Source organism: uncultured Spongiibacter sp., from assembly GCF_964011655.1.
In the GTDB taxonomy this organism is placed as follows: domain Bacteria; phylum Pseudomonadota; class Gammaproteobacteria; order Pseudomonadales; family Spongiibacteraceae; genus Spongiibacter; species Spongiibacter marinus.
Genome location: NZ_CAXGPO010000033.1, coordinates 1 through 13,757, shown reverse-complemented (window position 1 = coordinate 13,757; position 13,757 = coordinate 1). Strand labels below are relative to the sequence as shown.

The 13,757-nt window shown below is 55.9% G+C and carries 13 protein-coding genes; 3 read left to right on the top strand and 10 right to left on the bottom strand.

Features of this window, described 5'->3' with window-relative positions:
• Nucleotides 1–90 precede the first annotated feature (90 nt).
• Complete coding sequence (locus ABNS66_RS12980) at nt 91–2,505, top strand: TonB-dependent receptor (protein ID WP_286838197.1); 2,415 nt, start codon at nt 91–93, stop codon at nt 2,503–2,505.
• Nucleotides 2,506–2,758: 253 nt separating this feature from the next.
• Complete coding sequence (locus tag ABNS66_RS12975) at nt 2,759–3,616, top strand: TIGR03619 family F420-dependent LLM class oxidoreductase (protein ID WP_204994955.1); 858 nt, start codon at nt 2,759–2,761, stop codon at nt 3,614–3,616.
• A gap of 119 nt (nt 3,617–3,735) precedes the next feature.
• Here ABNS66_RS12975 and ABNS66_RS12970 read toward each other — a convergent pair whose 3' ends face one another.
• Genes ABNS66_RS12970 through ABNS66_RS12960 form a run of 3 tightly spaced genes read right to left on the bottom strand, consistent with a single transcriptional unit; the run spans nt 3,736 to nt 7,457 of the window.
• Entirely contained in the window at nt 3,736–5,508 is a 1,773-nt protein-coding gene (locus ABNS66_RS12970; protein WP_286838195.1) for a monovalent cation:proton antiporter-2 (CPA2) family protein, read from the bottom strand.
• A 36-nt stretch (nt 5,509–5,544) separates the two neighbouring features.
• Nucleotides 5,545–6,795, bottom strand: coding sequence for an ABC transporter permease (locus ABNS66_RS12965; RefSeq protein ID WP_286838193.1), 1,251 nt, complete (start codon nt 6,793–6,795; stop codon nt 5,545–5,547).
• Nucleotides 6,795–7,457, bottom strand: coding sequence for an ABC transporter ATP-binding protein (locus tag ABNS66_RS12960; protein ID WP_286838192.1), 663 nt, complete (start codon nt 7,455–7,457; stop codon nt 6,795–6,797). The genes ABNS66_RS12965 and ABNS66_RS12960 overlap by 1 nt, the downstream gene beginning before the upstream one ends.
• 128 nt (nt 7,458–7,585) lie before the next feature.
• Here ABNS66_RS12960 and ABNS66_RS12955 point away from each other — a divergent pair, with 128 nt between their 5' ends.
• Entirely contained in the window at nt 7,586–8,158 is a 573-nt protein-coding gene (locus ABNS66_RS12955) for a DUF3299 domain-containing protein (protein ID WP_286838189.1), read from the top strand.
• On the opposite strand, the gene ABNS66_RS12950 is transcribed toward ABNS66_RS12955, so the two are convergent.
• The 7 genes from ABNS66_RS12950 to ABNS66_RS12920 all read right to left on the bottom strand — a co-directional run.
• Nucleotides 8,146–9,180 carry a GTP-binding protein gene (locus ABNS66_RS12950; protein WP_286838188.1) on the bottom strand — a complete coding sequence of 345 codons (1,035 nt, stop codon included), beginning with the start codon at nt 9,178–9,180 and terminating at the stop codon, nt 8,146–8,148. The genes ABNS66_RS12955 and ABNS66_RS12950 overlap by 13 nt on opposite strands.
• Nucleotides 9,181–9,216: 36 nt before the next feature.
• Nucleotides 9,217–9,360: an SEC-C metal-binding domain-containing protein gene (locus ABNS66_RS12945; RefSeq protein ID WP_286838185.1), complete on the bottom strand. Its 144-nt coding sequence runs from the start codon at nt 9,358–9,360 to the stop codon at nt 9,217–9,219.
• A gap of 41 nt (nt 9,361–9,401) precedes the next feature.
• Complete coding sequence (gene hisI, locus ABNS66_RS12940; protein WP_286838182.1) at nt 9,402–9,815, bottom strand: phosphoribosyl-AMP cyclohydrolase; 414 nt, start codon at nt 9,813–9,815, stop codon at nt 9,402–9,404.
• 4 nt (nt 9,816–9,819) lie between these two features.
• The gene (locus ABNS66_RS12935; protein WP_286838180.1) at nt 9,820–10,215 is read right to left on the bottom strand and encodes a MerC domain-containing protein; all 396 of its coding nucleotides are present in this window, start codon (nt 10,213–10,215) and stop codon (nt 9,820–9,822) included.
• A gap of 60 nt (nt 10,216–10,275) precedes the next feature.
• Nucleotides 10,276–10,794, bottom strand: coding sequence for a DUF2796 domain-containing protein (locus ABNS66_RS12930; protein ID WP_286838178.1), 519 nt, complete (start codon nt 10,792–10,794; stop codon nt 10,276–10,278).
• A gap of 33 nt (nt 10,795–10,827) precedes the next feature.
• The gene (locus ABNS66_RS12925; RefSeq protein WP_286838175.1) at nt 10,828–13,239 is read right to left on the bottom strand and encodes a TonB-dependent receptor; all 2,412 of its coding nucleotides are present in this window, start codon (nt 13,237–13,239) and stop codon (nt 10,828–10,830) included.
• Between the two features lie 43 nt (nt 13,240–13,282).
• On the bottom strand, nt 13,283–13,757 hold a 475-nt coding region (locus ABNS66_RS12920), incomplete at its 5' end, for a DUF1826 domain-containing protein (RefSeq protein ID WP_348655346.1).

Sequence of the window (13,757 nt, the reverse complement as noted above, 5' to 3'; positions counted from 1 at the left end):
TATTAACTTGTGCGCCGCTGAAAAAGCAAAAATCCATAAAAATTAGAAGTTTAACAACCCACTGACAAAATACTGGCAGGGAGAGTGAAAGTGAAATCTAACGAAAATGATAAGGGGTGGCTGTCGCTAGTGGCATTGCTGGCTGCGCCAATGGCCATGGCACAACCCGGCGACACCCAGCGTTACGCATTGGAAGAGGTTGTTGTCACCGCGCAGAAAAAAGCGGAGTCACTGCAAGACGCGCCCATTTCGCTGACTGCGTTTGGCCAACAAGCACTGGAAAATAAGGGCATCAACAGCCTTGCTGATATCGGTGCCAATGTGCCGAGCATGAGTATTGAACCCTTCCCCATTAACAATGCGACCCTGCGTATTTTCATCCGTGGTATTGGTATTTCCGACGCGCAAATCACCCAAGACCCGCCGGTGGGCATCTACATGGACGGTGTGTACATCGCCCGTTCTACAGGCACCGCGTTGGACGTTGCCGACCTGGAGCGCATCGAGATTTTGCGTGGCCCACAGGGCACACTCTATGGCCGAAACACGACCGGTGGCGCCATCAATCTGGTTAGCAAGCGACCAAATACTGAAGCCTTCGAATTCGAGCAAAAATTCACAGTGGGCGACCGCTACCTGCTTACCTCGAAAACCTCTGCCAATATTCCGATCACCGATACCCTAGCAGCGAAGCTGGCCTTCCTGCATACCGAGCAAGATGGCTTTGTGGAAAACACCGGGCCGGGTGGCGATTTTGGCGATCGCGAAGTCCAAGGCTACCGCATGGATGTGCGCTGGGATATCAACGACAGTCTGACTCTGGACTACGCCTACGACCACTCCGAGCTGGATTACTACAACTCCATGTATCAGTCGGTGACACCGCCTCTGGGTAATAAGGGGCAGGCCGAGCCGATTAAAGAACACGCCGCTGAGCAAAGCGTATTCAGTAAGAAACGGTTGGACTCGCTGGCAACCGGTATGCCGCTGGAAGAATCCAATACTGAAATTACCGGCCATGCCATTACGCTGACGGCGAACTTTGACGCTGGCGAGTTTAAGTATATCGGGGCCTACCGCGAGCTGAGTGACTCCTCCTACGCTGACTTGGGTGGCGGTGCGGGTTCTACGGAATTCCGTTTGGACAGCCACGGCTACGATGGCCAGGCAACCGATAAAGTAAACGGTGGCCCAACTGATCTGGTAAAACCGCTGGTTACCCAGCGCCAGCGCTCCCACGAGCTGCAATTTAGCGGCGATGCGGCCGATGGCCGTGTAGAGTTTTTGACCGGCGCTTATTACTTTAGCGAGTCGGCCATTGAGGATAACTCACCTCTTCACCACCAGCTCAGCGCTGATGCGCGTGTGCCCGGTGTGCCTTTCCGTACGCATGCGGTTAACTTGCTGTCGCAGCATTACAAGATCGACAACGAAGCGCTGGCGTTGTTTGGCCAGGCCACCTGGACACCGGCCATCATGGAAGATCGCTTGCACCTGACCTTCGGTGCGCGCCACTCCCGTGACAAGCGCGCGGCCGTTAAGAACCAGACCGACCTGAATATTGTCGAGCTATACGGCCTGGTAATGGATTTGCCCTGGGGCACTATTGACCAAACCGACCCATCTCGTCAGTTCGACAACGTAAAAGCGGAGAAGGATTTCACTGATAACTCCTTCAGCTTTGTGGCCGAGTATGACCTGAGCGACACCGTGAATATCTACGGCAAAATCAACGAGGCCTATAAGAGCGGCGGCTTTAACACTCGTGACCCACAGCGCGACGGTAACCAGGGGCCGGCCAGTGATGGCGTGGATTACGGCTTTGGTTTTGCTGAAGGCTTTGATGAAGAAAAAGTGCGCTCCATGGAGCTGGGTATTAAGAGCGAGCTGATGGATCGCCGCCTGCGGATCAACGCCGACATCTTCCGCAGTGTGTACAGCGATATGCAGCTGAACTTTATTCTGGCGGGCACCGTGGCGGACACCAAAATCACCAACGCGGGTGAAGCGGAAATGCAGGGCTTTGAGGCTGATATTACCTTCATGGCAACGCGCAATCTGCTGCTGATGCTCAACTACGCCTACCTGGATGCCGAGGTGACTAAAGCTGAAGACGTGTCTGGCAAGGATGTCAGCGACGAATTTGTGTTCTTTGCCGCGCCGGAGCAGTCCTATACCGCAGCGGCGGATTGGACGCTGGCCGATGCCGACTGGGGCCGTACCTCGTTGAACCTGAGCTACAACTACATGGATGAGCGCAACGGCGGCTCGCGGGCAGAAAATGTGAAAAACACGCGCCTGGAAGCCTACGGTGTGTGGAATGCGCGCTTCGGTGTGAGCGACATGCCCTTTGCGGGTGGCAACCTCAGTGTTGCAGCTTGGGGTAAAAACCTCACCGACGAGGAGTACGCGATTACTGCCATCGACAATCAGCCGCAATCCGACCGCTCGGTATTGTGGGGCGAGCCACGCAGCTACGGCCTCGACCTGATTTACCGCTACTAATCTCCCACCCATCACCCTTCGCCGCCTACGGGCGGCTTTTTTATGCCTGGGTGAAACGCGCGCGTGCATCGCCGCGGTGGCAGTTTAAAAATCTGCGCCCCGAGCGTATTTAGGCGCTGCGCGGACGTTAAAGGTTTGACGGTCTTCACCATCGAAAATACAGTGCCGTAAGCAGATCAGGAATGGCCGCCCATAGCCGAGCTAACTAGCTGAGCTCAATAATAGCTGCGCCAAATAATAATGGAGAATTGCGATGCAACTAGGCTTTACCTCAATGAACACCGTGCACGACCAACGCCCAGCGGAGCTGGCGCGCATTGTGGAAGATGCCGGCTTTGACTCACTTTGGTATGGCGAGCACAGTCATATTCCCATGTCGCGGAAAACACCCTATCCGCCCGGGGGTGAGTTGCCCGAACCCTATAAAGAAATGATGGACCCCTATATTTCCTTAATGGAAGCCGCTTCAGCGACTACAACGCTAAAGCTGGGTACTGGCATCGCCTTGCTTATGGAGCGCGAATTGCTCTCTCAGGCCAAAACCATCGCCACCCTGGATAGGTTGTCGGGTGGCCGTGTGATTATTGGCACCGGGGTTGGTTGGAATGAAGAGGAATTTACCAACGCCACCTCACTGCCCTGGAAAAAACGCTACAGCGGCTTGCGCGAAACCGTTCAAGCGACACGCGCCTTGTTTCGCGACCCTGCGCCGGAATTTCACGGCGACATGATCGACTTCGATCCCGTGTGGTTTGAGCCCAAGCCCGTGCAGGCGGGCGGTCCGAAGTTTCTGTTCGGTGCGATGGGGCCGCTGGGCATTAAACACGCTGCCGAATGGGCCGATGGCTGGATGCCGGTGGATGTAGTGATGCCCGATGTCGGTGAGGGTATTGCCCAATTTCGCCAAGCCGTGCGTGACAACGGTCGCGACCCCGATCAAATAGACATCACCATGGTGGCCATGGGCGAGCTTAGCGTCGACCTGCTCAAGCGCTATCGCGATATGGGCATCAGCCGCGTGAACATCGGTGTGGGCATGGAAAACTGGAACAAGCCCGAAATTGTTATGCCGATGATCAGCAAGTTCTCAAAGATCATTCCGCAGCTGTAAAGATCAGCTGTTTTCGAAGGCCACCTATCAAAGCGTTCTGATTTGCTGGCCCTCGAACTTCACGCTAGTTGCCACCACTGCCAACGACCTGTCAGCGAAATTCGTTGCCGGTGTATCGTTCAGTCCAGTTTCAGCGGCTCTGGCTGCACCGGTTTAATATGCAGCTTGTCGCTTCCCGCCATAATGCCGTCCTCCACTTGCTGTCGGAGTCGATCCAAGTCTAGGTGTCGTATGTCGGTGATAATTCGGTTGGCGAGGGTTTCGTCGGTGCCCATACCAATCAGCGTTTGTCGACTAAGAGCCAGTGCTGACTCAAAGCACTCGCGCACACTGAAGTCAGCTTTCAACGCGTTCAACTCGATGGAGTGCAGACGATCATAGGAGCGCACATAGATCTGCGCCTCTGGGTTCTCCTTTTTTACTAGTTCCACTATGCGGCTATTGCACTGAGGGTCGTCGGTGGCGACAACAACGGCTTTTACGTTCGCTATGCCCGCTGCCCGAAGAATTTCTCTGCGGCTGCCATCGCCGAAATGCACTCGAAAACCAAAGCGTTGGGCGTCTTCAATACGGCGAGTATCATTATCAAGAGTAATGACCTGAAGGCCGTTGGCAAATAGCGGTTGCGACACTATCTGACCAAAGCGCCCAAACCCGATAACCAGGATACTACCAACGGCATCGGAGTAATCCTCTTCGGGGTCACTGCCTTTCTGGTGGCGAAGCATTCGCGGTAGTAATTTATCTGTCAGTCCAGACAGCGCCATTGATACAGAAATAATACTGATAAGAATCGATGTTAGTTCCGCGCCAAGCAGGCCTGTCCCCGCGGCTGCAGCGAATAACACGAAGCCGAATTCACCGTGTTGCGACAAGCCCAGAGCCGTTCGCACTGAGGTGTTGTGCTCGTTACCAAACAAGCGCGTTATCGTATAAAGAGCTATCGCTTTTAGCGTCATTGCCAAGGGCGCTGCGGCGACAATAATTAGCGCGTTATCCAGGATGGTTTGAATATCCAGGGATAGCCCTACTGCCATAAAAAACAAACCCAAAAACAGACCGCGAAACGGCTCAATATCGGCCTCGATTTCGTGGCGATAGGAGGACTCCGCCAACATGACGCCGGCGATAAAGCTACCCATCGCATAGGACATACCCGCTACATCCATAAGTAGGGCTGCAGCGATGACAATGCCGAGCGCCGTAGCGGTCATAATTTCTGGAACGCCCGACTTGGATAGCAAGCTGAACATTGGGCTCAGTAAATAACGGCCAGCCAAAATCAGCAGGATAATTGCCACTAGCGCGACTCCTACATTTGTCGCGCTGTCGGCAAGGCTGAGAGATTCATCGGTGGGCGCGAGAAGCGTCGCCAATAGGAGTAAAGGCACAATGGCCAGGTCTTGAAAAAGCAGAATACTAAAAGACTTGCGGCCGTGGAGGGTGTTGCGTTCGCGGCGCTCATCAAGTTGTGTCATCACGATGGCGGTCGATGATAGCGCTAGCCCTAGCCCGACTATGAGCGCAGCGCTGGGAGCGATGCCGAACAGTGCCGCAGCAGTGGCCAATAGTGCCCCGCATCCCAACATTTGAGCGAGGCCGAGGCCAAAAATATCGCTGCGCATTTGCCACAGTGTTTGTGGCTTGAGCTCTAAACCAATGACGAATAGGAAGAGTACGACACCAAACTCAGAAAAATGCAGCAGCTCTTCCGGGTGCTCAGAAAAATTGCCAGCATAAGCGAGATTTACCACGATGCCTGCGAGCAGATAACCGAGAATGGTGCCCAGGCCTAGCTTTTTCATGAGGGGTGTAAAAAGGCACGCCGCCGCAATGAGCGACAGGGTTTGCCAGAAGAGTAGCTCGAGGTGACTGGGCTCATAGTCGATCATGGGCGAATCCTGTAATAGTCTGCGGCGTAAGCTACCCTAGCGGCACAGCTGCTGGTGCAGGGCGCGGCGATAGGCACTGATGCCGGGAATCAGCGCAATAACGACGGTGCTTACTAGTAGTAGCGCCAATACGATCGCGGCGGGTTTTGCCAGCAGCGCATAGTCGATAAACAAACTGAATTTCTCTGCCAGTAGCGGCGCGGCGAGCGCGGTAGTCGCCGTCAACGCGCCGCTCGCCAAAACAAAACCGCTCAGCGCAATCAGCGTGGCCTCGCCTTCAATTAATAGCAGCAAAAACCACGGCGGCGCGCCAATAGCGCGCATAACGGCAATTTCCTGCTGGCGCTCGCGAATGCTGGCAAGCAGCATCGCCGCCAGGCCAAGTAGCGCAGCAAAAAACACCAGTGCGGAAATCAGCCGCAGGGTATTTTCCATCACCGACATTAACTGCCAGAGCTGACTGAGTGTTACCCCGGGCAAAATGGCCAGCAGTGGCTCCGCCTGGAAGCCGTTAATTTGTCGCTGTAGCGAGAAGGTGGCCATCCTAGATTGCAGCCCTACCATAAAGGCGGTGATGCTCTCGGGGGTAAGGTCAACATGCTGCGGCGATTGATGTGCACTCAGATGGCGGGGCAATTGAACACCGTTTTGCCAGCCCAGATGAATCGCTTCGATCCCCTCGAGGCTAACGGTCAGCGTTTGGTCGACGGGGGTGCCGGTGGCGTTGAGAATGCCCACGACGGTAAAGGGCTTGTCGCTGTGTTTGCTGAAACTGGTGCGACCCAGGCCGTGGGCCAGAACAACCTCGTCGCCAAGCGTGTAGCCCAGTGTTTTGGCAACGTCGCTGCCTAACACCAGGTCGAAGGTGTCGGCGAAGGCACTGCCTTTTGCAAAAGCCAGCGGCTGTTTGTGGCCGTAGCGAAAGTGCTGAAAATAGTCGCTGCTGGTACCCATGACCCGGTAGCCTTTGTGCGAGTCGCCCAGGGCGATGGGAATGGTCCAGGCCACTTCGGGCTTGTCGGCGATCTGCCGATAGCTTTCCCAGGAAATAGTATTGGTGGCGTTGCCAAGGTGAAACACCGAGTAAAGAAGAAGGTTGATGTCGCCGGTGCGCGCACCCACGATAAGGTCAATGCCGGAAACCGTATTGTAAAAGCTGTTTTTCGCTTGGCCGCGTACCAGCTCGACCCCTAGCAATACGAATACGCTAACGGCGATGGCCAACAGAGTGAGCAGGGCTGACCCTTTGCGATTCCACAAACTGGCGATGGCGAGGCGTACTAGCATTACAGTGCAACCTCGGCGCGGTTGATATCGAGCAGCGACTCCACACGATCGAAGGGTTTGGCCAAACGCGGGTCGTGACTGACAAAAATCAGCGCGGTATTGCCCTCGCTCAACTGCTCCATTAATAGCCCCATAAACTTATCGGCATTTTTTTTATCCAGCGCCGAGGTGGGCTCGTCCACAATTAATAGCTCGGGCTGATTGATCAGCGCCCGCGCTATGGCAATGCGTTGTTGCTGACCAATACTCAGGCGGCCCGTGGCGCGGTGCTGATCGGACTCCACTAAGCCGAGTGCGGACAGCAATGCTTTGGCGCGGGCGGTGGTGTTTTTGTTGCTGGCGAAATGCCCGGCAAGCTTGATATTGTCTGCCGCGCTAAGAAAGGGAATGAGATTAAACTGTTGAAAGACCACACCGATATGTTTGGCGCGCAGCGTATCGCGTTGCCGGCCGCTAAGCTGTGCGGTGTTGTTACCGAGTATCTCGATGCGGCCCTGACTCGGCAATAATACCCCGGCGATCAGGTTTAGCAGGGTCGATTTGCCGGTACCGGAGGGGCCGTGCAGGAACACCTGCTCACCGCTGGCGAGCTGCCAGTGAGGAATATTAAGAATGGCGGCGTGATCGGCGCGGTAGTGAAAACGCAGATCGTCAATCGTCACGAGCAAGGCCTGACTCCGGTTCTGATCGTTTGGCAAACTATGATATAACATTTCTTTTGTGAGATATCTCGCCACATCGGCCTGCGGTTACGGCGCACTGCGCCGCCGGGCTGAGCTTCGGAGTTACTTTGATAAACACATTGATAAAGATGCTCGCGGCGGTAGTGCTGCTGCCTGGTTTGTTGGCGCCCAACGCCGCCCTGGCGAAGGACTACCGCACCATAGAGTGGACGTATCTCATGCCAGCGGACGATCTGGATGCACTGCTGAACCCGCCTGAGTACCTCAACGAGATTGAAGACGGCTCTGAGGAAGACCGGATTGCCAGCCAAGTGTATTCAGCGGTTAAGCAGGCGAATGATAGCGCCTATCAGCGCGCACTCAGCTCGACCAGGGTCCGGCCGGAGTTTGATGGCCAGTCACTGCGGGTGCCCGGGTTTATCGTGCCACTTGAATTTGGCGCCACAGAAAAACACGTAACGCGCTTTTTCTTAGTCCCGTATTTTGGCGCCTGTATTCACGTGCCGCCGCCCCCGCCGAATCAAATTATCTACGCCGAATACGACAAGGGCTTTGTCCTGGAGTCGCTTTACGATCCGTATTGGATCTCCGGCGTGCTGACGACCAGCCTCACCGAAAACGACACCGCGACCTCCGCTTACTCGATAAAGGTCGAAAGGGTGGCGCCCTATACCGAGTAAAGCGTTGACGGGGCCTGCTCAATAACGCAGTTCAACAGCGCGGCTTCCATGCCCTCAAATATGGCTGGGTCGGCGCTAATGCACTCCACGCGGCTGTCCATACATTCATCCAGCGGAACCTCTGTTAGCACGCCGTCGGCTTTATTGTAGGCGGTGATACCTCGGTCAGTAATAAACACGCCTTTTAGGCGCTCCGCGTTAATACCCAGCAGCAGGTCATAAAGTTGCTGACTGTTGAAGGTCCACTCTGGCTTGAATATCCAGCCGCGACTAAAAAAGCCCTCGCCCTGATTGTCGATACTGAGATAGCCCGCCTCGGGTATTTCCGGATCGATAACCGCCGCTTCGGCTTCATGGTGGTGATGGTGATGAGGGAGCTGATGTTCGCGGGCCGGCGCTGCCAACCACTCAAGCGCCAATTGCCCGTGGCTCACTTGAAAGACCGACTTCGCGTCCAGTCCGATGTCTGCTTCAAGAAAGCTCAGCAGGGCAGGAAAGTCCTCTGCCTGGTATTGGTCGGCCTTGTTGGCAACAATCACATCGGCAATCGCCAATTGCTGCAAAAATGTCGGGTGTTGGGTGTAGCGCTCATCACTGACTTTGCGCGCATCTACCAGGGTAACGGTGGCGCGAAGATCGAGCAGGTCTTTATAGTGGTCGGCAGACAACACCGCCAACACCTCTTTGGGGTGGCCGAGGCCGGTGGGCTCGATAATGAGTCGATGGGGACGAGAGCGGGACAGCAGTCGATTCATCGCGATCTGCATGGGCAGCCCCGCTGCACAACACATACAGCCGCCGGGTACTTCGCTGATGAATACACCGGAGTCCTCCGACTCGCGGCCGCCTAATACACTGCCGTCGATACCGATTTCACCAAATTCATTGACCAGTACCGCCCAGCGCTCATCGGCGGGTTTTTGCTGAAGCAAATGAAGAATGGCGGTGGACTTGCCCACGCCGAGAAAGCCAGTAATGACATTCGTGGGGATGGCGCTCAGTTTTTCTTTGCGGGAACTCATTACATACCTTTATGGCGGGTTATCGTCGCGCCGTCGCTACAAAGACCGACCGCAGCATTTTTTGAATTTACGTCCATTGCCGCAGGGGCAGGGGTCGTTGCGGCCAACCTTGGGCTGGGCGCGGCGGCTGGGTTGGCTGGGGCAACAGCTACTAGTGCTGCAGCAAGATTGCGTGTTCATACGTTGCTAGCCTGATGAGTGGTTTTTGCAGCGGGAAAGTCCTACTCACCATCGAGGGTGACGCTATTTTTGTGGCGATCAACAGATAAATAAAAACAGTTGGATCGGCCGGTATGACAGGCGGGGCCGACTTGCTCAACGTCGCACAGCAGGGTGTCTCCGTCGCAATCGATGCGCAGCTTGACCAGGCGCTGGTGATTGCCACTGGTTTCGCCCTTGCGCCAAAGCTGAGCGCGTGAGCGCGACCAGTAAGTGACGTTGCCGCTCGCCAGGGTGTGTTCTAACGCCTCGCGATTCATCCAGGCCATCATCAACACCTCGCGGCTGACGTGATCCTGGGCGATCACCGGCAGCAAGCCATCGCGGTTAAACGATAGCTGTGCCAATAAGGTGTCCAGCGGAAACTCAGTGCCTTTGGCAGAGTTCTCAATAGACCGAAAATAGCGGTTCTCCATCAGCTTACTCGCAGTGGCAGTTCGGTTGCTGGCAGAGTCGATGATTTATCCAGTGCCCGACAGCTATAAGTGACGCGCCCAGAAGCGATGCCAGTTTTTCCCCGGTTTCGCCCAGTAGGTCGTGGCCCCACAGCGCGGTGAAAGAAAGAATCAACAAGCCGGGAATACCCCAGCGCAAGGTGCTGAAATTGTGATGCCGGCGGCAGCCAAGGCCAAGCGCCACCACACTGGTCGGCAACACGGCGATAAGTAGCCATTGGTGGAAAGCTTCGCTGGCAAAACCGGAGGCAGCCAGCGTTGGTGCCATTACCAGTGCTACAGGTAATAACAGGCAATGTATGGCGCAAAATAAAGAAAGGCCAATGGCCGTTTTATCCAAGCTGACAGCGGGTGTCTTCACATGGTCTCCAAAATCACGGGTAGAGGTATTTCGTATTCCCTCGCCACATCATAGGTAGGGCTACTTAAATACAATGTGTTGTTGGTTGTGGTTTATGTTGGCCGCTCCCTGACGATGATTCAGTACCCACTGAACGTTCAGCGAATGTATGCTGGGAAAGACGCGTTGGATGCTGGTAGAAAGCGACTGCAATGTCCCTGCGCGCTTGCACTGATATACATAGCTTGCGACAACATCGTTGTGACGCTGATGGGCGCTGTCGTTTGACGAGCCCGCGATGTCGATCGACACCGTTGCGAGTTGGCAAGCCCCGCCTTCTAAGCGAAAAAGTGAACCGCTGTCAGACAGCTTTGCCCGCGCTTGCTCGGCGGCCTGCAAGTAATCGGCGTGCTCTACCGGGTGTTCAAATCCCAGGATGTTCAGCGCTGGCGAGCGCAGCTCAATGCTCAGCATTTCGCCATCTTGTAGTAGTTGCAGTTCCGCCACGCCGTGAACGTGGGCACGGTGATGCTGTGCATGCAGCGGGCTACCCGCTAGGGCGCAGACCACAATGGCGAGATACGCGGTGTATCTCGCCACGCGTGTTGCTAACCGGGAGCCCGCCGGCCTCACTTAGAAGCTACCCCGAACGCCGAGGCTAAAGCCGCGGCCTGGCAGTGGTGCGCGATCCTTCAGGAAGGAGGAGTGCACGCGCGCTTCTTCATCAGTCAGGTTGCTGCCCTTTACGTAGACAGTGACGTCGCCGGGGTATACCGCAAAGGTATAGGCGAGCTCCGCATCGATCATGGTGTAGGCGCCGGTAACGGTTTCCAGCTCAGCCACTTGATCCTGTTCCAGATAACGTGTGGCGCTGATCTCTGCATCCCAGCCATTGCTGCTGTAAGCCAACTGGCTGCCGAGTCGCGCGGGCGGAATGCGGGGCAGGTCACCGCCGTCGTCGAGTTCACCCCAGGTGCGGTCCGCCCACAGGCTAAGTTTAAAGGGCGACGAGAGTTGCCATGCCAGCTGAGCTTCCATGCCGTACAGCGTGGCATCGGCCTGTTCAAATACGTAAAGGGGTAGCTCGCTGTGCGCGTGCTCTTCCTCTGCGCCGGCGTCGTGCTCGTCATGCTCATGGCCTTCAATATCTTCGCTGCTTAGGCCGGTATTGCGCTCGTAGTAAAAGTTATCCACTTCGTTGTAGAACACATTCAGCACCCAGGCGACATTGCCGGTGTGTTTGCGAAGGCTTAGGTCAATGTTGTTTGAGGTTTCTTCTTCCACATCGTTTAGGTAGTGGAAGTGCGGGTCGTCGCCTTCGTGTAAGCGCAGCAGGGCGCCGACTTCAAAATTGCCGGTGGCAATGTGCGGGCCGTAGGAAAACAACTCCGCAGCACTCGGCGCGCGCTGGGCATGGGTAAGCGAGATACCGGCGTTGTAGTCAGGTGCGAAGTCCCACACTACGCCAGCGGAAACACTGTAGGGCGTGAAGTCGAGGTCGTCGAAGTGCAGTAACTCGTGGTCATGCTCTTCTTCTTCCATTGCCTCTTCGCCGTGGTGGTGCTCCTCCCATTCAATGGGGTCGGCTTCAATGCTGACTTTCTCGGCGCGTGCACCCAGTTGCCAGAGGAAATTGCCGACATGTTTTTCTTGCATCACCGCAATGGCAAAGCTCTCGGTGCGGCTCGGTGGCGTAAAGGCTTCCTCGCCAATCGCTTCGAAGTCAGTGCTTTTTGCTTCAAATGACAGCGCGCCTTTCCAGCCGGAAAATTCCTGCAGCAATAAATCAATGCGGGCTTGCAGCGTTTCATTTTTAAACACAGTGCCGGTTTCGCCGCCTTCAATTTCAGCGTGCTCGTAGTCGGTGTAACCAAGGCGAGTGTTAATACCGCTCAGTAGTGCGTTGTCCAGCGACAGTTCGCTGATCAACTGCCAGCGATCTTGTGTAAGGTCGGAGAGCACGCCTTCATCGTCGTGGTGCTCTTCGTCATGGTGCTCGTCTTCGTGCTCGCCATGACTGTGGCCGGGTACGCCATTCAGGCGCTCAAGGCGACCATAGGAAACACCCACGTAGCCGCTGTCCAGCAGTAAGCTACCGCCAATATTGAAGCCCTCGCTCTCTGAGGCGCTGTCTTCAAGTACACCTTCGCGGTGCTCCTCGTGACCTTCTTCCTCGTGCTCTTCTTCGGTTTCCAGAACAGCGATGCCGGGAATCTCGTAGTCGTTCCCTTCGCGCCAGAAGCCATCAACATGAAAGGCGAAGAACTCATTGCCGCCGGTAAAGGCCAGAGACGCTTCGTTTTCGTCGGCGACCGTATTGTGACCAAACGAGAATGCGCCAGTGGGCTCGCTGGACGAGGGCACGCGATCATCGACGATGTTGACGACACCGCCAATGGCGCCAGAGCCGTAAAACAGGGTGGCAGGGCCGCGCAGAATTTCAATTTGCTGGGCGGTCATCGCCTCGGTGGCAACAACGTGGTCCGGGCCAACCCGGGATGCATCGCTGACATCCAGGCTGTTTTGGGTGATCAACACCCGTGGGCCGTTCAGGCCGCGAATAATCGGGGTGCTGGATACCGGGCCGAAGTAGCTGGAGTGAACACCCACTTCGTTTTTCAGCGTTTCGCCGAGGGTGGATGCCTGCTTACGGCGAAGTTCTTCGCCGCTGACAACGGTAACCGGCTGAGCCGATTCCATTACCGAGATGTGCAGTGGCAAACCCACAACATCAACCTGCTCAATGGGTGAGCGACGCAGGGTGATGCTCAGCTTGTCGCTGCCGGCATCCAGGTGCAGTGTCTGGTGGCTAAAGCCAGGCGCGCTGATGTGAATCTCTTCAGGCAGTTCCGCGCCGGTATCGAGGTTGAAGCGACCATCGGCAGACGTGCTGGCGGTTTGTTTGCTACCCACTGCTTCAATGGTTGCCCCGTAGACGGGTTTACCCTGGGTATCGCTGACCTGGCCGGTCAACGCATGAGCGGCACTGGATAGCGCCAGCCCCGAAATGCCGATCAGGGCGCAGTGCCCCAAAACTACTTTCATTGTCCGCTCCTATTGGTATTGGGTTTTGCCTGTATGTTCAGGCTTATAAAAAGTCGAGAGTTAACAGTAATCGCTGTTGGCCCGGCGCGACGGCGGGTGAGCGGTGAACCAGGCCAGCACCCTCGTTCCCCTCCCAGTTTTCGCCTTTTAGCAGGGCCACATGGTGTGTTTGCAAGGTATTGATGTCGCTTGCCGCGGGATACAAACCGCTATCGGCATCGCTGAGGCCGCGGCTACCCGCGCCCAATTTGCTGCGGTCTACGCAGTGGTGCGGCAGCCATTGGGTGCCGGGGCCGCTGTAGCTGGTTACCAGCCGACAAGCCACGTTGTCGGTGTGGAACTTGGGGCACATCTTGCCGCTCAGGGGGGTGAGCCGCAGGCCGACGGCGTCCAGTTCAAATAGCAGGCTAAACATATCGGCCAGAAGCTGGATGTCGCTGCTTAGTGCTGGATACGCTGTTAATACTGGCTCGGCCTCGCTCAGTGTACTGAGCTGGCTTGTTGGCAAAGAGAGACTG

Coding starts and splice junctions, on each gene's coding strand:
- ABNS66_RS12970 (WP_286838195.1), bottom strand. CDS start 5,508: ATGATCGACTATGAGCCCAGTCACCTCGAGCTACTCTTCTGGCAAACC.
- ABNS66_RS12950 (WP_286838188.1), bottom strand. CDS start 9,180: ATGAGTTCCCGCAAAGAAAAACTGAGCGCCATCCCCACGAATGTCATT.
- hisI (WP_286838182.1), bottom strand. CDS start 9,815: ATGGAGAACCGCTATTTTCGGTCTATTGAGAACTCTGCCAAAGGCACT.
- ABNS66_RS12965 (WP_286838193.1), bottom strand. CDS start 6,795: ATGCTAGTACGCCTCGCCATCGCCAGTTTGTGGAATCGCAAAGGGTCA.
- ABNS66_RS12945 (WP_286838185.1), bottom strand. CDS start 9,360: ATGAACACGCAATCTTGCTGCAGCACTAGTAGCTGTTGCCCCAGCCAA.
- ABNS66_RS12975 (WP_204994955.1), top strand. CDS start 2,759: ATGCAACTAGGCTTTACCTCAATGAACACCGTGCACGACCAACGCCCA.
- ABNS66_RS12925 (WP_286838175.1), bottom strand. CDS start 13,239: ATGAAAGTAGTTTTGGGGCACTGCGCCCTGATCGGCATTTCGGGGCTG.